We start from the raw sequence: 23,472 nt of genomic DNA on the forward strand, positions 1-23,472 counted from the left end.
ACTTATATTTTTTCTGTTGAAAGTTCCACATGATGAGGTCCTTTATTGATAATTTTCCCAATCAAAAGCAAAAACAGCATTCCGAGTAAAAGATACAATCCTATAAAACCTAATAAAGTAAACAAGGTATTTCCGGACGAAACGGTTGGCGAAGCGCCGGCTGCGGTTCGCATTAAATTATAAACCAGCCATGGCTGTCTTCCTAGTTCTGCAGTATACCAGCCTGTTGTATTGGCGATATACGGAAAAGGCATCATAAACATGAGCGACCATAAAATCCATTTGGTTTCAAACAATTTCCCTCTGATTAACTGAAAAAGAGAAAGGACCATCAAACCAATAAATACAGTTCCGAGTCCAACCATAATATGATAGGCATAATATAAGCCTGAAATATTAGTTGGATGCAAATCTTCTTCAAATTGATCCAAACCTTTAATTTCCTGATCCCAATTTCCATAGGTAAGGAAACTCAAAATATTAGGAACTGCGATTTTATTATCCAGTTTTTTGTCTTTTACATCGGGCTGACCGATTAAAACAATTTCAGAGCCTCTTTTTTCGGTGTGAAAAATCCCTTCCATCGCGGCAAAAGTTACCGGCTGATATTTTACAACATTTTTCGCTAGTAAATCTCCCGTTGGAACTGCGACAATTATACTCGAAATCAATCCGAAAATAACGCCAGTTTTAAGAAACAATTTCCCAAAAGAAACATTCTTCTGACTCAAAATATAAAAAGCGCCAATTCCCGCCACGACAAAAGAACTCGTAACCAAAGAAGCGGCCTGATTGTGTAAATAAGAAGGCCAAAGCCACGGATTTAAAAATAAAGCTTTGAAATTCGTTAATACAAATTTTCCGTTTTCGAGAATTTCATACCCAACCGGATTCTGCATCCACGAATGTGTAGCGATAATCAAATAACCACTGGCCCAGGAACCAATCATAATTAACACTCCGGTTACAAAATGCCATTTATGTCCGAGGAGTTTTTCTCCAAATAAAAAGATTCCAAGAAAGGAAGATTCTAAAAAGAAGGAAAACATTCCTTCCATCGCCAAGGTCTGACCGATAATACCTCCGGTTAATTCAGAGAATTTAGCCCAATTGGTTCCGAATTGAAATTCCATCGGGATTCCGGTTACCACGCCCATCGCGAAATTCAGGGCAAAAATCTTCATCCAGAAATGCGTAGCGTGATTGTATTGTTCGTTTTGAGTTTTAAGATATTTCCATTTAAAATAAACAATGATCAAAGATAGACCCATTGTAAGTTGCGGAAAAAGGTAGTGAAAGGTAATTGTGAAGGCGAATTGCATTCGGTCATAAAAAAGCATTTCTTCCATTATAGTGGTATTTGGTTTTATGAAGTTCCACAAATTTACCCATTAAAACCCGAAATTCCTGCCTTTAAAAAAAGTTTATATGCTGGTATTTGTTAAACTTTTCAACAATTTTGAAAAATTTAAAAGCTAAAATATTAAACACATAGAGACATAGGATTTTGGAAACGTAAAAAGGCGTTTCACTTGCTTCAAAACACATAGCTATGTGTCTTTAAATTAGTGAAACGCCTTTTTTTAAGCTATGAAAAACTATGATTCTATGTGTTTAATATTTATTCCTTTTTCAAAATTCCTTTTTCAACACTTTCATTTATTAAACCTTCAGCGTAATTCCATAAAGTTGTGGAACCTTCTTTTATAACGCTCTTTTTTTCGTAAACCTTTTTATAGGGCACGCCAAATTCCTTCCAGGTTCCTCCATCGTTGGAGGTGTTTTGTAATAAAGGTTCTAGCCTGTCCATCGATTTTGCAAATTTGGCTTCATTGGTTTCACCCTCTTCAAATTCTTCCCAAATGGCGATCATGTCCTCTCCTTGTTTTTTCGGAAGCAAACCAAAAATACGATTGGCGGCCAAGCGTTCTTCATCGGTATTATCGTGACTTTTTTGTGTATCATAAATAAAAACATCTCCTGCGTCGATTTCTACAATATCATGAATCAAAACCATTTTCACCACTTTCAAAACATCAATCGGTTGGTCTGAATGTTCTGCCAATACAATTGCCATCAAAGCCAAATGCCAGCTGTGTTCTGCATCATTTTCGCATCGGTTGCTATTAAAGAGCTTCGTTTTTCGCTGAATGTATTTTACTTTATCAATCTCTTTTATAAAAGCAATTTGATCTAATAAGTCTGTTGTGTTCATATTTATGATTTTTGTAGAAGTGTAAAATTACGTAGATTTATTTTTTTCACCATATAAGTGATATAAGTTCATTTAATTGCAGTGCGTTATAACTCTAATTGGTTAAACTTATATGAGCTCACATAAGTTCAACGCAATTAAACTCCAACTTATAATTGCTTATATGACTTATATGGTGAAACCCACAAACATTTTTTTCCACCATATAAGTCATATAAGTTCATTTAATTACAGTGTGTTATAACTCTAAACCGATTAAACTTATATGAGCTAATATAAGTTCAACGCAATTAAACTCCAACTTATAATTGCTTATATAACTTATATGGTAAAACTATCACACGTTTTTTTGGAAAAGTCGAATTTCTGTAACATTAGTCACTTACTTTCCGAAAAAACAAAGTTACCTTTGTAGAACTTATTTTAGATTTCATATCATGAAAATTGAACAAATTTACACTGGCTGCCTTGCGCAAGGTGCATACTATATAACATCAAACGGAGAAGCGGCGATAATTGATCCGCTTAGGGAAATTCAGCCTTATTTAGATCGTTTAGAACGCGATCAGGTTAAATTAAAATACATCTTTGAAACGCATTTCCACGCCGATTTTGTTTCGGGTCATATTGATTTAAGCAAAGAGACCGGAGCGCCAATCGTTTACGGGCCTAATGCGGCTTGTGAATTCGACTGCATTTCTGCGAAAGACGGACAAGAATTTAAAATCGGGAATATTACAATAAAAGCGTTGCACACTCCGGGACACACTATGGAAAGTACGACGTATTTATTGATTGACGAAAACGGAAAAGATCATGCGATTTTTTCTGGAGATACTTTATTTATCGGAGATGTTGGTCGTCCGGATTTAGCGCAAAAAGCGGCTGGAATGACACAAGATCAATTGGCCGGCATTTTATTTCATTCGTTGAGAGATAAAGTGATGACTTTGGCGGATGACGTAATTGTTTATCCGGCGCATGGTGCGGGAAGCGCTTGCGGGAAAAACATGAGCAAAGAAACCGTTTCGACTATCGGAAACCAAAAAGCAACGAATTATGCTTTGCGTGCCGATATGACCGAAGCCGAATTTATTACTGAAGTTACCGACGGATTATTACCTCCTCCAGCTTATTTCAGCATGAACGTAGCCATGAACAAAGGTGGTTACGAAAGCTTTGAATCGGTTTTGCATAACGGAATGAAAGCGATAAAAGCAGAAGATTTTGAAGCTGTGGCCGAAGAAACCGGAGCTTTAATTTTAGATACCCGAAAAAGTGCTGATTTCTATAAAGGATTTATTCCGCAATCTATTAATATAGGTATCAACGGAGATTTTGCTCCATGGGTTGGAACTTTGATTGCCAATGTAAAACAACCTATTATATTAGTAACCGAAAATGGTCTGGAAGAAGAAACCGTAACACGTTTAAGCCGTGTAGGTTTCGATTCGATTATCGGACATTTAGAAGGTGGTTTTGAGGCCTGGCAAAAAGCAGGTTTCGAAATAGATACTGTAAATAGAATTTCGGCTGAACAATTTGCTTCTGAATTTAAAATAGAAGAAGACAAAGTCATTGATGTTCGAAAAGAAACGGAATATGAAGCAGAACATATCGAAGATGCTTACAGCAAACCTTTGGCTTATATTAATGACTGGGTAAAAGACATTAATCCAAAGGAGCATTTTTATCTACATTGCGCAGGTGGTTACAGAAGTATGATCGCAGCGTCCATTTTACAAGCACGCGGTTTCAGAAACTTTACCGAAATTGACGGCGGTTTTGGAGCAATTGCAAAAACAGCAATTCCGAAATCAGATTTCGTTTGTCAGAGTAAAGTATTAAAATAAAGGTTCTGAGTTGCTAAGATTCTAAGGTTCTAAGATTTTTTGACCTTTAAACTTAATAACTCAAACCATTAAAAAATAAACCTTAGTAACTTAGAATCTTAGTCCCTTAGAACCTTAAAAATATGCTAGAAATTATAAAAGAACCTTGGCCTTGGTACGTTGCGGGGCCGTTAATTGGATTGACTGTTCCTATTTTGTTGATTATCGGAAATAAATCTTTCGGGATTAGTTCGTCTTTACGCCATATTTGTGCAGCTTGTATTCCGGCGAATATTTCGTTTTTTAAATACGACTGGAAAAAAGAAAGCTGGAATTTATTCTTCGTTTTCGGAATTTTCCTTGGCGGAGTTATCGCTGCCTACTTTTTAGCTAATCCAAATCCGGTTGAAATTACACCACAGCTTTCGGAGCAATTGGCTTCTTACAGTATTACAGATCATTCTGGTTTATTACCAAAAGAATTATTTTCCTGGGAAAGTTTATTCACACTTCGAGGTTTTATCATGATTGTAGTTGGTGGTTTTTTAGTTGGTTTCGGAACGCGTTACGCTGGTGGATGCACGAGCGGACATGCGATTATGGGAATTTCAAATTTACAATGGCCTTCATTAGTAGCGACAATCTGTTTTATGATTGGCGGTTTCATCATGGCAAATTTGATTCTGCCTTATATTCTTGCTCTTTAGGACATTCTTTCACTTTAAAATTTCAAAAATGACTCATTTAGAAAATAAAAATACAGATACAGAAGGAATCAACGCAAGCCACATAAAAGATTCAGGATTCTCAAACTTAAAATATCTTTTGGTTGGAATCTTTTTCGGAATTGTATTCGTAAAAGCCGAAATCATCAGCTGGTTCCGTATTCAGGAAATGTTTCAATTGCAATCTTTCTTTATGTATGGCGTAATTGGAAGTGCTGTTGTAGTTGGCATAATTTCTGTTCAAATCATTAAAAGATTCAATATTAAAACCATTCACGGTGAAAAAATAGAAATTCAGCCAAAGGTTTTCAGCAAAGGTCAAATTTACGGCGGATTACTATTTGGTTTTGGATGGGCCATTACCGGAGCTTGTCCAGGACCTCTGTTCGCTCAAATTGGAACTGGTGTTACCGTGATTGTGGTCACTTTATTAAGCGCAATTGCAGGAACCTGGTTTTATGGTTTTATTAAAGACAAATTACCTCATTAACACCTTATATAGTTAGATTAAAAATGAGCTTAACAGCATTACAATTAAGAAAAGCAACTCTTGCAGAAGTACCTCAAATTTGGGAAATTATCCAAGATGCTATTGAACAAAGGCGTTTAGAAGGAAGCAAACAATGGCAAGATGGTTATCCTAACGAACTTTCGATTACAAATGATATCAATAATGGTTTTGGATATGTGCTTACCGAAAATGAAACCATTTTATGTTACGCTGCCATTATTTTCGACATAGAACCGGCTTACGAGGAAATCGAAGGCAAATGGCTGACGAATGGCGATTATGTTGTGGTACATCGTGTGGCAGTATCCAAATTGGCAAAAGGAAAAGGTATTGCTACAAAACTTTTTGAACACATTGAAGGTTTAAGCATTGAAAATAATGTTAATAGTATTAAGGTAGATACTAATTTTGATAATGTTCCGATGCTTAAAATTTTAGACCGATTAAATTATACCTATTGTGGCGAAGTTTATTTTAGAGGTGCTGCACGAAGAGCATACGAGAAAAAACTACACTAAAATTATTACCTCAAATACGAATCAAACCCGACAGATTTTTAAACCTGTCGGGTTTAGCAATTCTATAAAACAAACCAATAAATGCGCAAACTATATTCTCTTATTTTAATTTGTTTCCTATTATTAAGTTGTTCCGGTAACAAAAAAGCAAACGTTCAGGCATCAAATACTATTTACGATGTAAAATTGGATAGTCTGCAATTGTTTGACAAATCAAGAAATCGAGTAATTCCGGTTGCTCTATATTATCCAGAGATAAATAAGAAAATAAATAAACAACAAGTGATCATTTTTAGTCACGGTTATGGAGAGAATAAAGGTGGAGATAACAGAATATATTCTTATTTAACGGAGAACTTAGCTTCAAAAGGATATTTTGTTATTAGCATTCAGCACGAATTACCTACTGATGAGCTTCTTGCCATGGATGGCGATTTAAAAATTACCAGAAGACCTAATTGGGAAAGAGGCGTTGAAAACATTTTGTTTGTCATAAATGAATTTAAAAAAACGAAACCTGAATTAGATTTTAAGCATTTAACTTTAATAGGACATTCGAATGGTGGCGATATGACAGCATTGTTTGCTACTGAACACCCAAAATTAGTTTATAGAATTATAACGATGGACAATAGAAGAATGCCACTTCCGAGAGTTAGTCATCCTCAGGTATATACGTTGCGTTCCAGTAATTACCCGGCAGATGAAAATGTATTACCAACTGAGGAAGAGAAGAAAAAATATGGGATTACAGTTCAACCCACTCCTATCGAGCACAGGGATATGGATAATGACGCGACAATTGAACAGCGAAAAATAATAAACAATTATATTGAAGAGTACTTAAGTAGATAAAAATGTAACTCTGGTTAATTTAAATCCTAATCGCTCACGCTTAGCAAACCTGACAGGTTTTGAAAACTTGTCAGGTTTGCTGTATTCTATGCCCGCGTGAAGGATAGAGCTAAGCTACCGCAGTAGCAGCGAAAGCCTGACAGCATACCGATGAGAGGGCGCATAAGCGCAAAGTATGTTTGCCCGCTCATCGGGATGGTGGCACGCCCTTATTGATTTTAGATTTTAGATTTTAGATTTTAGATTTTCTAAAAGGTTTTAAAAAACCTTTCGGGTTTAAGTTCCGCTACGAAAACTTTGACAAAGTTGAACGACTAACTTTAAAATATCGTTAAACACCCTTAATACAGTATTTTAAATTAAAAATTTATAGTACTTTTACTTTAGTTATATAGGATAAGTATAGTTATAAAATAGACGTTAATTGAATTAACGAAAATTTAACATCACATTTGTATATACAACTATTAAAAGTTTTACATTTGTATATACAAATTATACACTTACGACTATGACAATTGAAGAGGTTATAAAAAGTACAGTTAAGATGGATAATGCGAAAAAAGTTATTCTGAATATCATGTACACGCAGAACGTAATTCAGGATCATTTCAGCGAGTTGATGAAACCGTATGATTTATCCGGAGAACAATATAATGTGCTACGTATATTAAGAGGACAAAAAGGAAATCCTGCTAATATGTGTGTGATACAGGAACGTATGCTGGCTAAAACCAGTAATACGACACGATTGGTTGACAAACTATTATTGAAAGATTATGTAACGAGAAATGTTTGCCCGGGCAATCGAAGAAAAATTGAAGTTTCGATAACCCAAAAAGGGCTGGATGTTTTAAAAGAATTAGATCCGAAAGTAGATGAACACGAGCGTTTATTTGCTGATAATATAAGCCCGGAAGAATTAGAATTATTAAATAAATTATTAGAAAAATACCGAACCCAACAAAATTAATATTATGAGTACACTATTAGAAAATCTAAATTGGAGATACGCAACCAAAAAATTTGATGCAACTAAAAAAATCTCTGCTTCAGATTTAAATACTTTAAAAGAAGCTGTTAGACTAAGTGCTTCTTCATACGGATTACAACCTTATAAAGTTGTTATTGTTGAAAATCCTGAAGTTAGAGAAAAATTGAAAGCAGCAGCTTACGGTCAAACTCAAATTACAGATGCTTCTCAATTGTTCATTTTTGCAAATGATTTGAATCTTGGCGCAGAATCTGTAGACAACTACATTAAAAACATTAGCGAAACAAGAGGTGTTCCTGTTGAAGCTTTAGGTGGTTTCAGCGACATGATGAAAGGTACAATCGCAAACTTAACTGATGACGCTAAGAACATTTGGTCAGCAAAACAAACTTATATTGCTTTAGGAACTTTATTAAGTGCTGCTTCTGAATTAAAAATCGATGCAACTCCAATGGAAGGTTTCAATGCAGCTCAATTTAATGAAATCTTAGGTTTTGATAAGTTAGGCTTAAACGCTTCAGTTATTGCAACTGTTGGTTACAGACATGGTGAGGACGACGCTCAACATTACAAAAAAGTTAGAAAATCTCACGAGGAATTATTTATCACTATATAATTATTATTAATCCAAAATCAATTTTAACAAAATGAAAAATTTCAAAACAATTGCAATAGCATTATTCGTAGCGGTGGCTAGTATTTCAGTAAATGCTCAAACAAAGAAAATCGACGTAAAAGCATCTACTATCAAATGGGTAGGTAAAAAAGTAACTGGAGAACACTCTGGAACTGTAAACTTCAAAGACGGAGCTGTAGTTTTCAAAGGAAAAAAATTAGTTGGTGGTAGCTTTACAGTTGACATGACTTCTTTAACTTCTACAGATTTAACTGGAGAATACCAAGGAAAATTAAACGGTCACTTGAAATCAGCTGATTTCTTTGGAACTGATAAATTCCCAACTGCAAAATTAGTTTTCAAAACTATCGGAGCTAAATCTACTGACGTTTATACTGTAACTGCTGATTTAACTATCAAAGGAATCACTGCACCAGTAACTTTTGACATCACTGTAGCTGGAAACACTGCTACATCTGCTTTCAAAGTTGACAGAACTAAATACGATATCAAATACAACTCTGGTAACTTCTTCGAAAACTTAGGAGACAAAACTATCAATGACGATTTCGAATTGACAGTAGCTTTAAAATTCTAATATTTTAAACTTCTTACTATTATAAGAAAAACCTCAATAGTTTAAGACTATTGAGGTTTTTTTATGTTTTTTTTCAAAAAGATAACATTGTTAATATTGAGATAACACTTTCATAATAACAGCTAAGACTTTGATTAACATTGGGCTTCTAATTTTGGGGAACTAAAAAAAAAGAAACTACAAAACTAAATCACAGTTATGAAAACAAAAATACAATTTGCAATTCTAACTCTGCTAAGCAGCTTTTTTATACAAGCACAACAACAGCCAAAAGGAATTATTGGTAGCACAAACTGGATGACCAACTGGACCAATTTTAATCCGGCCAAAACAGAATATAGTGAGGCAACCAATATTATTGCCGGAAATATTGATAAAGACACACGACTAACAAAACGTAATACTTACCAACTCGTAGGTGTTGTGTATGTAACCAATAATGCAACTTTAACTATTGAACCCGGAACTGTAATTCGCGGCGACGATAAAACTTGCGGAACACTTGTTATAACAAATGGTGCCAAAATCATGGCCGAAGGTTTAGAAACTGATCCTATCGTGTTTACTTCAAATAAAGAAATTTCAGAGAGAAAACCCGGAGATTGGGGCGGACTCATTATTCTTGGAAAAGCGCCAATAAATACACTAGGTGGTTTACACACGCTTCCTTTTGACCTGGAACCAATGTTAAATCATTATGGAGGTCAAAATCCGGAAGATAATTCTGGAATTTTAAAATATGTAAGAGTGGAATATGCCGGCAGAAAACTGAGTTCATTAAAAGAACTTAACGGAATTTCATTAGCAGGAGTTGGGAGAAAAACTGTTTTGAGTAATATCCAGGTTAGTTATTCTAATGATGACTCTTTTGAAAGTTATGGAGGAGATTTAGTTATGAACAACCTAATTTCATACCGAACTACAGATGATGATTTCGATTTTACCCAAGGTGTTCAATGTAATATAAGCAACAGTATTGCCATTCGTCATCCTTTTTCATCTGACATTTCGGGATCAAGATGTTTCGAAGTTGATTCTTATGATAAAATTGGAAATACGGATATGTCTAAAAAATTGACTAAGATTGACGCTACCAATATTACTTTGGTTAATATGGAAGAAAACAATCAGGGCTTAGTCAGAGAATCTGTGTATGTTAGAGAGAATACTTACTTTAACTTATCAAATAGTATCATTTCAGGCTTTACTCCTTTTGTTTTATTAGAAGGAAATATTGGAGATGGGGATGTTAATTTGTCTAAAATAACATTCAATAATCTTATAATTAACAATTGCAATGGCGGAATTATAAGTGAAGCCGGAACTGGAAATCCAACAATTCAAAAATTTTATGGTAATCCTGCATTCTTCTTAGATTATACCAAACTTAAAAACAGTGAATTGTTTACAACGCCTAATATCAAAGGGAATCCAGACTTTCGAATGAACCAAAACAATACAATTGCCAGTGGAAATTAAGCATTTAAAAGGGATCGTTTCTTTTTAAATTTAACAAATTTTCAAATTAAGAAAAGATTTTTTTAAAATTTTATATCTCCTATTCCAATTTACATTTATATCTTTGTGATATCAAAATAAGAAAATGAAAACATTAATGAACAATACTTGGTGGTGGAAGAATTTACGTCAAACGTCGTGAACAGAGCTTCCTATGGTATTGTAAAACTATAAATATAAAAGGCTTGTCATCACGACAAGCCTTTTTTTTTGGTCAAAACTAAACTGAATATTCTAAAAATTAAAAAACTATATACATTGAAACCTTTTATACTCAACACACACTACAAACAAATTCTGGCAGACACCATCACGCCGGTAAGTATTTATTTTAAAATCAGAGATAAATTTCCAAATAGTTTACTACTTGAAAGTAGTGATTATCACGGAAATGACAACAGTTTCTCCTACGTTTGCTGCAACCCGATTGCTACAATTAAAATTGAAAACGAAATCATCTCCAAAACTTTCCCTGATGGATCTACTGAGCAAATTGCAATCGATGCTTCGACTAATATTCCGGAAGTAATTCAGGAGTTTTCGAGTCAGTTTAAAGCAGAGAAAAACGATTTTAAATTCATTAACAATGGTTTATTCGGATACATTTCTTACGATGCTGTTCGTTATTTCGAGAAAGTTTCGATTGCTAAAAAAGACAGTGCCACTTTAATTCCGGATGTTTTTTATGCAGTTTATCAAAACATCATTGCGATCAATCACTTTAAAAATGAGGCGTATATTTTTTGTCATAGTTTAGATGGAAGAAACAATATTTCGGAAATTGAACAATTATTACAATCCAGAAATATTGCATCCTACAAATTCAGCAAAGAAGGAGAAGGCTATTCTAATTTAACCGATGAAGAATTCAAACATAATGTGGCTTTGGCAAAGAAGCATTGTTTTAGGGGCGATGTATTTCAACTGGTTTTATCCCGTCGTTTTACGCAAGGTTTCAAAGGCGACGAATTCAATGTTTACAGAGCTTTACGCAGCATCAATCCATCTCCTTATTTATTCTTTTTTGACTATGGAGATTTCAAAATATTTGGGTCTTCGCCCGAAGCACAAATTATCGTAAAAAACAGAAAAGCAGAAATTCATCCAATCGCAGGAACGTTCAAAAGAACCGGAAATGATGAACGCGATGCGGTTTTAGCCAAACAACTTTCTGAAGACAAAAAAGAAAACAGCGAACACGTAATGTTAGTCGACTTAGCAAGAAACGATTTAAGTAGAAACGGACATGATGTAAACGTTGAGAAATACAGAGAAGTTCAGTTTTTCTCTCACGTTATTCACCTGGTTTCAAAAGTTACGGGACATTTACATGAGAAAGCTACAACGATGCAAGTGGTTGCCGATACTTTCCCGGCAGGAACTTTAAGCGGTGCGCCAAAACACAGAGCGATGCAATTGATCGAAGATTACGAGAAAACAAACCGTAATTTCTACGGAGGCGCAATAGGTTTCATGGATTTTGAAGGAAACTTTAATCACGCCATTATGATTCGTACTTTCTTAAGCAAAAATCATCAATTACACTGCCAGGCCGGAGCCGGAATTGTTGCCAGTTCAGATGAAGAAAGCGAAATGCAGGAAGTTTATAATAAATTAAGAGCGTTGAATACGGCGCTTGAAATGGCAGAAAAAATTTAAGAATTTAAAAATTAAAAGATTGAAAGATTTTGTGGAATCTTTCAATTATTAAATCATTTAATCTTTCAATTAAACATGAAAAACCTAATTCCCTTTTTGATTGCATTTTTGCTTTTTGCCTCTTGTGAAACTAAGAAAGAAACAACAGCAATTCCGTTAATCGGAACCTGGCGTCTTATATCAGCAGAAACGACAGAAAAAGATTCAACTTTCTCAACTTTCAATCCAAAAACAAAAATGATTAAAATTATAAATGATACCCATTTTGCCTTTTTTAATCATGATCTGAATAACGGAAAAGACAGCACAGCAGCAGTATTCTTTGGCGGAGGTGGAAAATATACTTTGAAAGACAGTGTTTACACTGAAAATCTGGAATATTTCAATAACCGTCAATGGGAAAATGGAAAATTTGAGTTCGTTGTAAAAATCAAAAATGATACGCTAACTCAAAAAGGAATAGAAAAAGTAGAAAAATTAGGCATCAACCGAATTATCACAGAAAAATACGTTCGGGAAAAATAAAAAAAGTTTTCAGTCGCAGTTTTCAGTCACAGATAAAAAAACTTAGCAACTCAGAATCTTAGAAACTTAGCACCTCAAAAAAAATGAAAAAAATATTAGTTATAGACAATTACGATAGTTTCACTTATAATTTAGTGCACTATTTAGAAGATTTAAACTGCGAAGTTACCGTTTACAGAAACGATGAATTTGATATAGATGAAATCGCTTCTTTCGATAAAATATTACTTTCTCCGGGACCTGGAATTCCGGATGAAGCTGGTTTATTGAAAGCAGTTATTCGAAAATATGCTCCAACAAAAAGCATTTTAGGGGTTTGTCTGGGTCAACAAGCCATTGGAGAAGTTTTTGGAGGAACATTATCTAACCTTGATAAAGTATATCACGGAGTTGCAACGAATGTAAAAACAGTAGTTTCAGACGAACTTTTATTTGACGGATTAGGAAATGAATTCGAAGTAGGAAGATACCACTCCTGGGTTGTTGATGCCAATTTACCAGACGTTTTAGAAGCAACTTCAATAGACGAAAATGGGCAAATTATGTCACTAAGACATAAAACTTATGATGTTAGAGGCGTTCAGTTTCATCCGGAAAGTGTGTTGACACCAAAAGGAAAATTGATCTTGGAGAACTGGATTAAGAGTTAGTATTCAGTCTCAGTTTACAGTCTCAGTCAAAAAAACTCAGAACCTTAGTCTCTTAGCAACTTAGAACCTTAAAAAATGATAACACTTTCAGATACCAAAGCAATCAACATTGAAGACATATTGACTTTATACAAAGCAAATGAATGGAGTTCAGCCAACAAACCAAACGAATTATATAACGGCCTTTTAAATTCAGAGACTTTAATTACGGCTTGGGAAGGAAAAAAACTAATCGGGCTTGGGAATGCTATTTCTGATGGATTTTTGACTGTTTATTATCCGCATTTATTGGTGCTTCCGGATTATCAGGGAAAAGGAATTGGAAAAATGATTGTCGATAAAATGCAGGAGAAATACAGTCTCTTTCACATGCAAATGTTAACCGCAGACGGAAAAGCAGTTGATTTTTACAAAAAGAACGGATTCGAAAGAGCCGGAAAAACAGAACCCATGTGGATTTATCAGGGAAATGAACATTAACAATTATTAGTCTCAGTCTCAGTTTACAGTCTCAGTAGGAAAACTTAGAACCTCAGTAACTTAGAACCTTAGCAACTTAAAAGAAAAAATGAAACATATATTAAATAAATTAATCAACCACGAAGTGCTTTCTAAAGAAGAAGCCAAAGATGTACTGATTAATATTTCAAGTGGAAATTATAATCCAAGTCAGATTTCGGCATTTTTGACCGTATTCATGATGCGCAGTATTACTATTGATGAGCTTTCGGGTTTTCGTGAAGCTTTATTAGAATTGTGTATTCGTGTTGATTTATCAGCTTACAACACCATCGATTTATGCGGAACCGGTGGCGATGGAAAAGACACTTTCAACATCTCGACTTTGGCTTCGTTTATATCAGCCGGAGCTGGAATTAAAGTAGCCAAACACGGAAATTACGGCGTATCCTCTATTTCAGGATCAAGCAACGTGATGGAAAAAATGGGAATTAAATTCAGCAACGATCCTTCATTCTTAGAAAAATGTATTGACAAAGCCGGAATTTGCGTTTTACACGCTCCCCTATTTCACCCGGCTATGAAAAATGTAGGACCAATCAGAAAAGAACTGGCCGTAAAAACATTCTTTAATATGTTGGGACCAATGGTAAATCCGTCGTTTCCGCAGAATCAATTGGTAGGTGTTTTCAACCTTGAATTAGCCCGAATGTATGCTTATTTATACCAGAATACGGATATCAATTTTACGATTTTACATTCGCTTGACGGATATGATGAAATTTCCTTAACAGGTCCAACCAAAACAATAACATCACATATGGAAGGCATGTTAAACCCTTCTGATTTTGGCGTTAGACTTCTCTCTCAAACTGAAATTGAAGGCGGAAAAACAATCGAAGAATCAGCAGAAATGTTCACTAATATCATCTCAGGAAAAGGAACAGAAGCTCAAAACAATGTGGTTTTGGCAAATGCTGCAATGGCAATTGCAACCGTTACCAAATGTTCTCCATTAGAAGGATTTGAATTGGCAAAAGAAAGTCTTTTTTCTGGAAAAGGATTAAAGGCATTAAATAAATTAAAAGATTTAATGATTTAAAAATTGAAAAATTATGACTAAATCTTTTGAAGAATTTGAAGTCTATAAAAAAGGAATTCAGTTAGCTAAATTAATTTTCACATTAATGAATAGTAAACCTTTTGAAAGAGAATTTGGATTCAAAGATCAAATAAAAAGAGCTATTGTCTCCATTACAAATAATATTGCCGAAGGATCAGAATATAATAATAACAAGCAATTAATACGATATCTAAAAATTTCAAAAGGAAGTTGTGCAGAAGTCAGAAGTATGCTAATATTATCCAGAGAACTTCAATTTTGTAATCAATTAGAAATTCAAAAAAGTTATGATTTAAGCATTGAAATATCTCAAAACTTATCAAACTTTATAAAATACTTAAATACTAAAATAGATGTTTAATTTCTAGATCATATTTTTTTAATCTTTAAATTTTTCAATCTTTAAATTATAATAACAATGAATATTTTAGATAAAATAATATTTGATAAACAACGCGAAGTCGTTCTTAAAAAATCAATTATTCCGGTTTCGCAATTGGAAAGTTCGGTGTTTTTTGGAAGAGAAACGATTTCTTTAAGTCAAAAATTGAGAACAAGTACAACCGGAATTATTGCGGAACACAAACGTCGTTCACCTTCAAAATCAGTTATCAATCATAGTTTTACGGTTGAAGAAGTCGTGAAAGGATATGAAAATGCAGGCGCTTGTGGAATTTCGGTTTTAACAGATGGTAAATATTTTGGAGGTTCACTTGACGATTTACTTTTGGCAAGAGCGAGTGTGAATATTCCGCTTTTGCGAAAAGAATTTATTGTTGACGAATACCAAATTTTAGAAGCTAAAGCTTTTGGAGCCGATTTAATTTTATTGATCGCAGCTGTTTTAACCCGTGAAGAAATCAAATCACTATCTGAATTTGCTAAGAAATTAGGTCTGGAAGTTTTGCTTGAAGTTCATAATCAGGAAGAACTGGAAAAATCGATTATGCCAAGTTTAGATATGATTGGCGTAAACAACAGAAACCTAAAAACATTCGAAGTTAGTCTGGATTTCAGTAAACAGCTGGCAGCACAAATTCCGGATGATTTTGTAAAAGTTTCCGAAAGCGGCATCTCATCCATCGAAGCCATTTCAGAATTAAGACCATATGGTTACAGTGGCTTCTTAATTGGAGAAAACTTCATGAAAACAGACAACGCCGGCGAGGCCGCAACAGAATTTATTAAAAATTTGAGCGTATAAAATAGCCCCGAATTCACGAATTTATTTATTCTCATTCGTGAATTGCTTCGACTGTTCACTATCGTTCGGGTCGTGGCGAAAAAACTTTGCGAACTTTGCGTTTGTAAGCACAATCAAAAATAAAAACCTTTGCGCCCTTTGCGGTTAAAAAAACACAACGAATGAAACTGAAAATATGCGGCATGAAATATCCTGAAAACATACTCGAAGTAGGTGCACTCCTACCCGATTATATGGGTTTTATTTTCTGGGAAAAATCCGCGAGATATTTTAACGGAACGATTCCGGAATTGCTCAAAACAACAAAAAAAGCAGGTGTTTTTGTTGATCAAAGTCAGGAAGAAATATTAGATAAAGTTGCAAAATACGATTTACAGGCTGTACAATTACATGGAAATGAATCGGCAGCATTTTGTGAAGAATTAAAAATGAAGTTGGGCAAAAAAATCGAAATCATAAAAGCTTTTTCTGCAGATAACGATTTTGATTTTGAGATTTTAAAACCTTACGAAGCTGTTTGCGATTACTTCTTATTTGACACAAAAGGAAAATTGCCAGGCGGTAACGGAACCACTTTTGACTGGACGATATTAAAAAAATACAAGTCTGAAAAACCATTCTTTTTGAGCGGTGGCATCGGAATAAATGAATTAAATGCAATCGAAGAGATATCAAAAACCAATTTACCTATTTATGCTATCGATGTAAATAGTAAATTTGAAATCGAACCGGGGTTAAAAAATAAAAATCTATTAAGCAATTTCAAACGAAAATTTGATGTTGCCAACTTTTAAACTTTAAACGAAATGAACTTTAATGTTAACGAAAAAGGATATTACGGAGAATTTGGAGGAGCTTATATTCCCGAAATGTTGTATCCGAATGTAGAAGAATTACGTCAGAATTATTTAAAAATAACAAGCGAACCCGATTTTAAAGCGGAGTTTGACCAATTATTAAAGGATTACGTTGGACGCCCTAGTCCGCTTTATTTTGCAAAGCGTTTATCTGAAAAATACAATACCAAAGTTTATCTGAAAAGAGAAGACTTAAATCATACCGGAGCTCATAAGGTAAACAACACCATTGGCCAAATATTGGTAGCCAAACGTTTAGGCAAAAAAAGAATTATTGCCGAAACCGGAGCCGGTCAGCATGGAGTTGCAACCGCAACAGTTTGTGCTTTAATGGGCTTAGAATGTATCGTTTACATGGGCGAAATTGACATTGCACGTCAGGCGCCAAACGTGGCCCGTATGAAAATGTTAGGTGCAGAAGTTCGTCCTGCACTTTCGGGTTCCAGAACTTTGAAAGATGCTACAAACGAAGCGATTCGTGATTGGATCAATAATCCGGTTGACACCCATTATATTATCGGATCTGCGATAGGCCCTCATCCTTATCCGGATATGGTAACACGTTTTCAAAGTGTAATTTCTGAAGAAATAAAATGGCAGTTAAAAGAAAAAGAAGGTCGTGAAAACCCTGATTATGTTGTAGCTTGCATCGGTGGTGGAAGTAATGCCGCCGGAACCTATTACCACTTTTTGCACGAGCCAGAAGTTGGAATCATAGCAGTCGAAGCAGCCGGAAAAGGTGTCGACAGCGGACATAGTGCCGCAACAAGTAAATTAGGAAAAGTAGGTGTTATTCACGGTTGCAAAACCCTTTTAATGCAAACTCCTGACGGACAAATTACTGAACCTTATTCGATTTCTGCCGGACTTGATTATCCTGGTGTTGGACCGATGCACGCGCATTTGGCACAAACAGGACGCGGCGAGTTTTTCTCTGTTACTGATGATGATGCGATGAATGCCGGTTTGCAATTGACTAAATTAGAAGGAATTATTCCGGCCATTGAGAGTGCACATGCTTTTGCGGTTTTAGATCAAAAGAAATTTAAACCAACAGATATTGTTGTCATCAGCCTTTCGGGACGCGGTGATAAAGATTTAGACAATTATATTGAATATTTTAAGTTGTAAAATAAAACGAGAAAATGATAATTATGGAAAAGTTATTCTCTTATGGAACATTACGGTCAAAACAGATTCAAATGCAGCTTTTTAATAAAGTATTGACTGGAACTAAAGATCAGCTTTTGAATCACAAACTGAAAAGTCTGCAGATCGAAGAAGAATTTGGAATGGCCGATTATGTGGTGGCAGTACCAACAGAAGATGCTACAGACCCTATACATGGTATTGTTTATAACATCTCTCCTTCAGATTTAGCTAAAGTAGACATATTCGAATCTAATGCTTATAAAAGAGTTGAAGTCACATTGAAGTCAGGAATCATTGCCTGGATTTATATAGAAAGTTAATACCTCTATAGAATCTAATTTGCTGGAGAATTTTGAAAATTTTATACGATAAAAACAAAGAATGACTGGAATAATCAATTACGAAACTTTTATTCTAACTGGTCTGTTACTAAATATAACTCCCGGTAATGATACCATTTTTATATTAAGCAGAAGTATGGCGCAAGGAAAAAAAGCAGGAATAATGTCTGTATTAGGTATCGCAACGGGTTCCCTAATTCATACTACTTTAGCCGCTTTTGGTCTTTCCCTTATTATTGCCAAATCAATATTGGTTTTCAATATCATAAAATATGCCGGTGCGGCTTACTTGTTATATATTGGATACAAAATGTTAACAGACAGATCCCAATTAAATACAGAAACATTAGTTTCAGAAAGGTCAATTAATCTAAAGAAAATATACCGGGATGGAGTTCTTACAAATGTTTTAAATCCAAAAGTTGCCTTGTTTTTTATTTCTTTTCTGCCGCAATTTATTGATCCACACGTAACAAATACAGTTGTACCGTTCATTAAACTTGGTATAACCTTCACCATTACAGGGACAATATGGTGTTTAATTTTGGCAAACTTTGCTTCGATAATTTTTTCAAAATTAAAACACAATAAAAGACTTTCAAATTATGTCAACAAAACTTGTGGAGGCGTTTTGATCGCATTAGGAATAAAAATCGCATTGACAAGTAAAAAATAAAACTGAATAAATGATTCTAGCAGCAGCACAAACAAAACCAACGCGAGGAGATATTGAAGCTAATTTAAAAGATCATTACAATCTTATCGAATTGGCAGTGCAAAATGGAGCACAACTAATTGCATTTCCTGAAATGTCTATTACAGGTTACGAAAGAGAAAATGCTCAAAAACTGGCTTTCAAAAAAGACGATTCGCGACTGGATCATTTGAAAAAACTGGCTTCTGAAAATAATATTATTATTGTTGCCGGAGCAGCAATTCAAATTGAAGATCAAATGTTTATCGGAGAGTTTGTTATTGCTCCGGATAATTTGGTCTCCATTTATACAAAACAATTTTTGCATGAAGGCGAAGACAAATTTTTTCAATCTTCATTTAATTATAATCCCATGATTACTATTAAAGATCAAAAGATTTCATTTGCCATTTGTGCTGATATCGATAATCCGTTACATCCGGAAAATGCCTGTAAAAGAGCAACTGATATTTACATCGCCAGTATTTTCTTTACACCAAACGGGATTCCGAATGCATATCGCGATTTGCAAAGTTATGCTGAGAAACATACAATGAATATTTTGATGTCAAATTTCAGTGGAGAATCCTGGGGTTATCCTTCAGCGGGACAAAGTGCATTTTGGAATAACAAAGGAGAATTAGTTGGACAAATGAATGATTCAGATTCCGGATTATTATTGGTCGAAAATAAAAATGATAATTGGACAAGCAAAGTTGCGAAGATTTAAAAAAAATAAACCCACAGATTGCACAGATTAAAAGATTTTTTTCACGCAGATCTGGCAGATTAGAGCAGATTAAATTAAAAAGATCTGCGCAAATCAGCTTAAATCTATTTTAAATCTGCGTGAAATATATTTCCAGCAATAATCAGTGAAAATCTTTTACCCCGATAGTTATCGGGGGTGGCAAAGAAATAACTTATAAATACCCACAAGGTTTGAAAACCTTGCAGGAGAAAAACATAAAAAAAAATGAACAGAATAACTCAAAAATTACAAGAAGATAAAAAAATACTTTCTATCTATTTTTCTGCCGGATATCCTAACTTAAACGATACGGTTCAGATTATTCAGGATTTAGAAAAAAATGGCGTTGACTTAATCGAAATTGGTTTGCCTTTTAGCGATCCTTTGGCCGATGGACCAACGATTCAGGCGAGTTCAACCACGGCACTTCATAACGGAATGACGACTCAAATTCTTTTCGATCAGCTGAAGAACATCCGCGAAAGCGTAAAAATTCCGTTGATTATTATGGGATATTTCAACCCGATGTTGCAATACGGAGTTGAAGCATTCTGTAAAAAATGTGCCGAAATTGGTATCGACGGTTTAATTATTCCGGATTTACCTGTTGATGTGTATGCAGATGAATACAAAGCTATTTTCGAAAAATACGGATTAATCAATGTCTTTTTGATTACGCCTCAAACTTCAGATGAACGTATTCGTTTTATTGACAGCGTTTCAAACGGATTTATTTATATGGTAAGTTCTGCAAGTGTTACGGGTTCTCAATCTGGTTTTGCAAATGTTCAGGAAGATTATTTCGAAAGAATTGCAAACATGAATTTGAAAAATCCACAAATTATTGGTTTCGGAATTTCGAATAAAGAAACTTTTAATCAAGCTACGAAATATGCAAAAGGCGCTATTATTGGAAGTGCTTTTATTAAGCATTTAAGCGAAAGTGGTAGTGGGAAGATTTCGGAATTTGTTGGGGAGATCCGATAAATAAAAACTTTATAATTATTTCGTACATTTGAATAAACTCAATTATCATGGATTTAGAAGCTCGCAAAATATCTTTCGTTCAGGAATTTCTAAGACTTGAAAGCGAAGAAATAGTCACTCATCTTGAAACAATACTTCACAAACAAAAAGTAAAGTTATTTGACCAGGAAATGAAATCGATGAGTATTGATCAATTTAATAAGGAAATTGATCAATCACTTGATGATGCAAAAAAAGGTAGAATAATCTCTGCAAAAGACTTAAAATCTAAAATTAAAAAATGGGATTAACAGTTTATTGGACACAATTTGCCGAAGATAAACTTGATGACATTTTTGAATATTACAAATTTAAAGCAGGGATTAAAGTTGCTCAAACTTTAGTAAATGGAATAGTCGATATTTCATTTACGTTAGAATTCAATGCTTACGGCGGACAAAAAGAGGAATTATTATCAAAAAGAATTGAAGATTTTAGATACTTAGTTTATAAGAATTATAAAATTATTTACTGGATCGACGAACTTACGCAAATTGTATATGTCTCTAATATCTTTGATACTAGACAAAATCCACTAAAACTCATTCTGGAAAAATAATTTTTTCTAACTCATTTAATCAAAATATTAACATAAAACTACCACATCCTTTTATGTTAATTTTTTGTTAAAATAAAATTAAACAACTGTTTAATTTAAACGCTTGTTTAATTTTGTACCCGATTAGAAAAACGACCATGTCAAACATCGAATTAAACGATAAAAAAATTCAGATTCTGGAGGTTGCTGAAAAGCTATTTTCTGAGAAAGGATTTGAGGGTACATCGATACGGGATATCTCAAAACATGCAAAAATTAATATTGCAATGGTCTCGTATTATTTTGGTTCAAAAGAAAGACTACTGGAGGCTTTAATTCTTTACAAAACATCTGATTTAAAATTACAACTCGAAAATTTATTACAAGAAAATCTCGAACCTCTTGAAAAAGTCAATAAATTAATCGAAATTTACATTAATAGAATCAGTTGTAACAAAGGTATTTTCAGAGTTTTACATTTTGAAATCAATTCAGAAAAGAGAGAAAAAAGCATGATTGCCTTTACCGAATTGAAAAAAGGAAATCTTAAATCGGTTGAAAGTATTATAGCACAAGGTCAGGCAAAAGGCGTATTTAGAAAAGATATTATAATTCCGCTGCTTACACCGACCATAATCGGAACCTTTTTTCACTTTCATATGAATAAATCCTTTTTCGTGGAATTATTGAATTTAAACACAGAAGAAATGTATAATAATTACATTAAAACCAGTCTTACAAAGCACATTCAACAAACTATAAAAGCGCTACTTGTTTATGAAAATTAATCCATTATTGCTCTTTGGTATTTTCTTCATTGGAATCTCATCAATAGAAGCACAAGAAAAAACAAGTTTAACCTTAGACGAAGCCGTAAAACTGGCTTGGGAAAAAAGTAACGAAGTTACGCTTGCCAACACTAAGGTAAACTCAAAAAAATACGAACTACAAGAGGTTAAAAACAATCAATATCCAGATATTAAAATTTCTGGCCAATATCAAAGATTGACAAAAGCTTCAATCGACCTGCATAATAATAGCAGTGATCAGGCAAGTGCTGAGCCAATGCCATCTCCGGATCAGGCGTTATTAGGTATGGCAACGCTAAGTTTGCCAATATTTTCCGGATTTAAAATTCAGAACAGCATTAAAGCATATGATAATTTGTATGAAGCTGAAAGTGCTTATGCTGCCAAAACAAAAGAAGATGTCGCTTTGCGTGTAATCACTTATTATACTGCCTTATACAAAGCTCAAAAAACATTGGATCTTTTAAACGAAAATCAAAAACAAGCCAAACAGCGTGTTACTGATTTTACCGAATTAGAGAAAAACGGAATCATTCCAAGAAATGATTTATTGAAATCACAATTATTGGTTTCAAAAACGCAATTATCTATCGATGAAGCCAATAACAACATCAATAATATTAACTTTTACCTGACTACTTTACTTAAGTTAGATCCAAGTGTAAAATTGGTCGTTAACGAAGGCGATTTCTTTAGCTTAAAAACAAGCAATGCACCATCATCTGATGCCGTTGCGCTTGAAAACAGAAAGGATTTAGAGGCTATTCGTTTGCAACAAAAAGCGAGCGAGGCTAATATCAAAATAGCAAAAGCAGGTTATTATCCTTCACTTGCCTTATTAGGTGGTTATACAGCACTGGATCTTAAAGATTTTATTACTGTAAAATATGCAATGAATTTTGGACTTGGTTTGTCATACGATATTTCAGGACTCTATAAAAACAGTGCACATGTAAAAGTTGCCGAAAGCCAGGCTTTAGAAACAAAAAGTTCAGAAGCAATTTTGACTGATCGTATTAAAAATGAAGTTCAGAAATCTATTGAAGATTACGATTTAGCCATTAACCAAAGTGTGGTTTATGACGAAGCACTTCAACAAGCATCTGAAAACTACAGACTTGTAAAAGATAAATTTGATAATGGATTGTCTGACACCAATGACTTGGTTGAGGCTGATGTAGAGCATTTAAATGCTAAAATTAATACTGCTTTATCTAAAGCAACCATTATTCAAAAATATTACGAATTACTTTCAGTATCAGGCCAATTATCTCAATCATTCAATCTTTCTAAAATATAATC

The 23,472-nt window shown here is 34.1% G+C and carries 28 protein-coding genes; 26 read left to right on the top strand and 2 right to left on the bottom strand.

Annotated features, from left to right (window positions below):
* Positions 1-2: 2 nt before the first annotated feature.
* Together B0A65_RS15215 and B0A65_RS15220 are read right to left on the bottom strand one after the other, a co-directional pair.
* Positions 3-1,349 carry a cytochrome ubiquinol oxidase subunit I gene (locus B0A65_RS15215; RefSeq protein ID WP_074659032.1) on the bottom strand — a complete coding sequence of 449 codons (1,347 nt, stop codon included), beginning with the start codon at positions 1,347-1,349 and terminating at the stop codon, positions 3-5.
* 272 nt (positions 1,350-1,621) lie between these two features.
* Positions 1,622-2,215 (bottom strand): HD domain-containing protein, encoded by a 594-nt coding sequence (locus B0A65_RS15220; RefSeq protein ID WP_074659033.1) that lies wholly within the window; start codon positions 2,213-2,215, stop codon positions 1,622-1,624.
* A 437-nt stretch (positions 2,216-2,652) separates the two neighbouring features.
* On the opposite strand from B0A65_RS15220, the gene B0A65_RS15225 reads away from it, so the two are divergent.
* The 26 genes from B0A65_RS15225 (at position 2,653) to B0A65_RS15350 (ending at position 23,470) form a co-directional block, all read left to right on the top strand.
* Positions 2,653-4,068, top strand: coding sequence for an MBL fold metallo-hydrolase (locus tag B0A65_RS15225; RefSeq protein WP_074659034.1), 1,416 nt, complete (start codon positions 2,653-2,655; stop codon positions 4,066-4,068).
* A gap of 122 nt (positions 4,069-4,190) precedes the next feature.
* Positions 4,191-4,754, top strand: coding sequence for a YeeE/YedE family protein (locus B0A65_RS15230; protein ID WP_074659035.1), 564 nt, complete (start codon positions 4,191-4,193; stop codon positions 4,752-4,754).
* Positions 4,755-4,782: 28 nt separating this feature from the next.
* On the top strand, positions 4,783-5,262 hold the full coding sequence (locus B0A65_RS15235) for a DUF6691 family protein (RefSeq protein ID WP_074659036.1): 480 nt from the start codon (positions 4,783-4,785) through the stop codon (positions 5,260-5,262).
* A 23-nt stretch (positions 5,263-5,285) separates the two neighbouring features.
* Positions 5,286-5,801 carry a GNAT family N-acetyltransferase gene (locus B0A65_RS15240; RefSeq protein WP_074659037.1) on the top strand — a complete coding sequence of 172 codons (516 nt, stop codon included), beginning with the start codon at positions 5,286-5,288 and terminating at the stop codon, positions 5,799-5,801.
* Between the two features lie 81 nt (positions 5,802-5,882).
* Positions 5,883-6,656 carry an alpha/beta hydrolase family protein gene (locus B0A65_RS15245; protein ID WP_083370410.1) on the top strand — a complete coding sequence of 258 codons (774 nt, stop codon included), beginning with the start codon at positions 5,883-5,885 and terminating at the stop codon, positions 6,654-6,656.
* Positions 6,657-7,167: 511 nt separating this feature from the next.
* Positions 7,168-7,629, top strand: a complete 462-nt coding sequence (locus B0A65_RS15250) for a MarR family winged helix-turn-helix transcriptional regulator (protein WP_074659038.1) — start codon at positions 7,168-7,170, stop codon at positions 7,627-7,629.
* Positions 7,630-7,633: 4 nt separating this feature from the next.
* Positions 7,634-8,266, top strand: a complete 633-nt coding sequence (locus B0A65_RS15255) for an NAD(P)H-dependent oxidoreductase (RefSeq protein ID WP_074659039.1) — start codon at positions 7,634-7,636, stop codon at positions 8,264-8,266.
* A gap of 31 nt (positions 8,267-8,297) precedes the next feature.
* Positions 8,298-8,864, top strand: coding sequence for a YceI family protein (locus tag B0A65_RS15260; protein ID WP_074659040.1), 567 nt, complete (start codon positions 8,298-8,300; stop codon positions 8,862-8,864).
* Positions 8,865-9,062: 198 nt separating this feature from the next.
* Positions 9,063-10,343 carry a hypothetical protein gene (locus B0A65_RS15265; RefSeq protein ID WP_074659041.1) on the top strand — a complete coding sequence of 427 codons (1,281 nt, stop codon included), beginning with the start codon at positions 9,063-9,065 and terminating at the stop codon, positions 10,341-10,343.
* 297 nt (positions 10,344-10,640) lie between these two features.
* Positions 10,641-12,041 (top strand): anthranilate synthase component I family protein, encoded by a 1,401-nt coding sequence (locus B0A65_RS15270; protein WP_074659238.1) that lies wholly within the window; start codon positions 10,641-10,643, stop codon positions 12,039-12,041.
* Between the two features lie 75 nt (positions 12,042-12,116).
* Positions 12,117-12,566, top strand: a complete 450-nt coding sequence (locus B0A65_RS15275) for a hypothetical protein (RefSeq protein ID WP_074659042.1) — start codon at positions 12,117-12,119, stop codon at positions 12,564-12,566.
* A gap of 83 nt (positions 12,567-12,649) precedes the next feature.
* Positions 12,650-13,216, top strand: coding sequence for an anthranilate synthase component II (locus B0A65_RS15280; protein WP_074659043.1), 567 nt, complete (start codon positions 12,650-12,652; stop codon positions 13,214-13,216).
* A 75-nt stretch (positions 13,217-13,291) separates the two neighbouring features.
* Positions 13,292-13,696 (top strand): GNAT family N-acetyltransferase, encoded by a 405-nt coding sequence (locus B0A65_RS15285; protein WP_074659044.1) that lies wholly within the window; start codon positions 13,292-13,294, stop codon positions 13,694-13,696.
* Between the two features lie 88 nt (positions 13,697-13,784).
* Positions 13,785-14,777 carry an anthranilate phosphoribosyltransferase gene (trpD, locus tag B0A65_RS15290; RefSeq protein ID WP_074659045.1) on the top strand — a complete coding sequence of 331 codons (993 nt, stop codon included), beginning with the start codon at positions 13,785-13,787 and terminating at the stop codon, positions 14,775-14,777.
* 13 nt (positions 14,778-14,790) lie between these two features.
* Entirely contained in the window at positions 14,791-15,159 is a 369-nt protein-coding gene (locus B0A65_RS15295) for a four helix bundle protein (RefSeq protein WP_074659046.1), read from the top strand.
* Between the two features lie 57 nt (positions 15,160-15,216).
* A complete protein-coding gene (gene trpC / locus B0A65_RS15300) occupies positions 15,217-16,002 on the top strand; it encodes an indole-3-glycerol phosphate synthase TrpC (RefSeq protein ID WP_074659047.1) in 786 nt (261 codons plus the stop codon).
* A 161-nt stretch (positions 16,003-16,163) separates the two neighbouring features.
* Positions 16,164-16,796: a phosphoribosylanthranilate isomerase gene (locus tag B0A65_RS15305; RefSeq protein ID WP_074659048.1), complete on the top strand. Its 633-nt coding sequence runs from the start codon at positions 16,164-16,166 to the stop codon at positions 16,794-16,796.
* Positions 16,797-16,808: 12 nt separating this feature from the next.
* Complete coding sequence (gene trpB, locus B0A65_RS15310; RefSeq protein WP_074659049.1) at positions 16,809-17,990, top strand: tryptophan synthase subunit beta; 1,182 nt, start codon at positions 16,809-16,811, stop codon at positions 17,988-17,990.
* Positions 17,991-18,013: 23 nt separating this feature from the next.
* Entirely contained in the window at positions 18,014-18,331 is a 318-nt protein-coding gene (locus B0A65_RS15315; protein WP_074659050.1) for a gamma-glutamylcyclotransferase family protein, read from the top strand.
* A gap of 61 nt (positions 18,332-18,392) precedes the next feature.
* Positions 18,393-19,028: a LysE family translocator gene (locus B0A65_RS15320; protein ID WP_074659051.1), complete on the top strand. Its 636-nt coding sequence runs from the start codon at positions 18,393-18,395 to the stop codon at positions 19,026-19,028.
* Between the two features lie 10 nt (positions 19,029-19,038).
* Complete coding sequence (locus tag B0A65_RS15325) at positions 19,039-19,776, top strand: carbon-nitrogen hydrolase family protein (RefSeq protein WP_074659052.1); 738 nt, start codon at positions 19,039-19,041, stop codon at positions 19,774-19,776.
* Positions 19,777-20,022: 246 nt separating this feature from the next.
* Positions 20,023-20,784, top strand: coding sequence for a tryptophan synthase subunit alpha (trpA, locus tag B0A65_RS15330; protein ID WP_074659053.1), 762 nt, complete (start codon positions 20,023-20,025; stop codon positions 20,782-20,784).
* Positions 20,785-20,831: 47 nt separating this feature from the next.
* Complete coding sequence (locus B0A65_RS15335) at positions 20,832-21,074, top strand: hypothetical protein (RefSeq protein WP_074659054.1); 243 nt, start codon at positions 20,832-20,834, stop codon at positions 21,072-21,074.
* Positions 21,065-21,382 carry a type II toxin-antitoxin system RelE/ParE family toxin gene (locus B0A65_RS15340; RefSeq protein ID WP_074659055.1) on the top strand — a complete coding sequence of 106 codons (318 nt, stop codon included), beginning with the start codon at positions 21,065-21,067 and terminating at the stop codon, positions 21,380-21,382. The genes B0A65_RS15335 and B0A65_RS15340 overlap by 10 nt, the downstream gene beginning before the upstream one ends.
* 137 nt (positions 21,383-21,519) lie before the next feature.
* A complete protein-coding gene (locus B0A65_RS15345; RefSeq protein ID WP_074659056.1) occupies positions 21,520-22,149 on the top strand; it encodes a TetR/AcrR family transcriptional regulator in 630 nt (209 codons plus the stop codon).
* Entirely contained in the window at positions 22,139-23,470 is a 1,332-nt protein-coding gene (locus B0A65_RS15350) for a TolC family protein (RefSeq protein WP_074659057.1), read from the top strand. Before B0A65_RS15345 ends, B0A65_RS15350 begins: the two co-directional genes overlap by 11 nt.
* The last annotated feature ends 2 nt before the right edge of the window (positions 23,471-23,472 follow it).

This window comes from Flavobacterium frigidimaris (assembly GCF_002217275.1).
Classification (GTDB): Bacteria; Bacteroidota; Bacteroidia; order Flavobacteriales; family Flavobacteriaceae; genus Flavobacterium; species Flavobacterium aquidurense.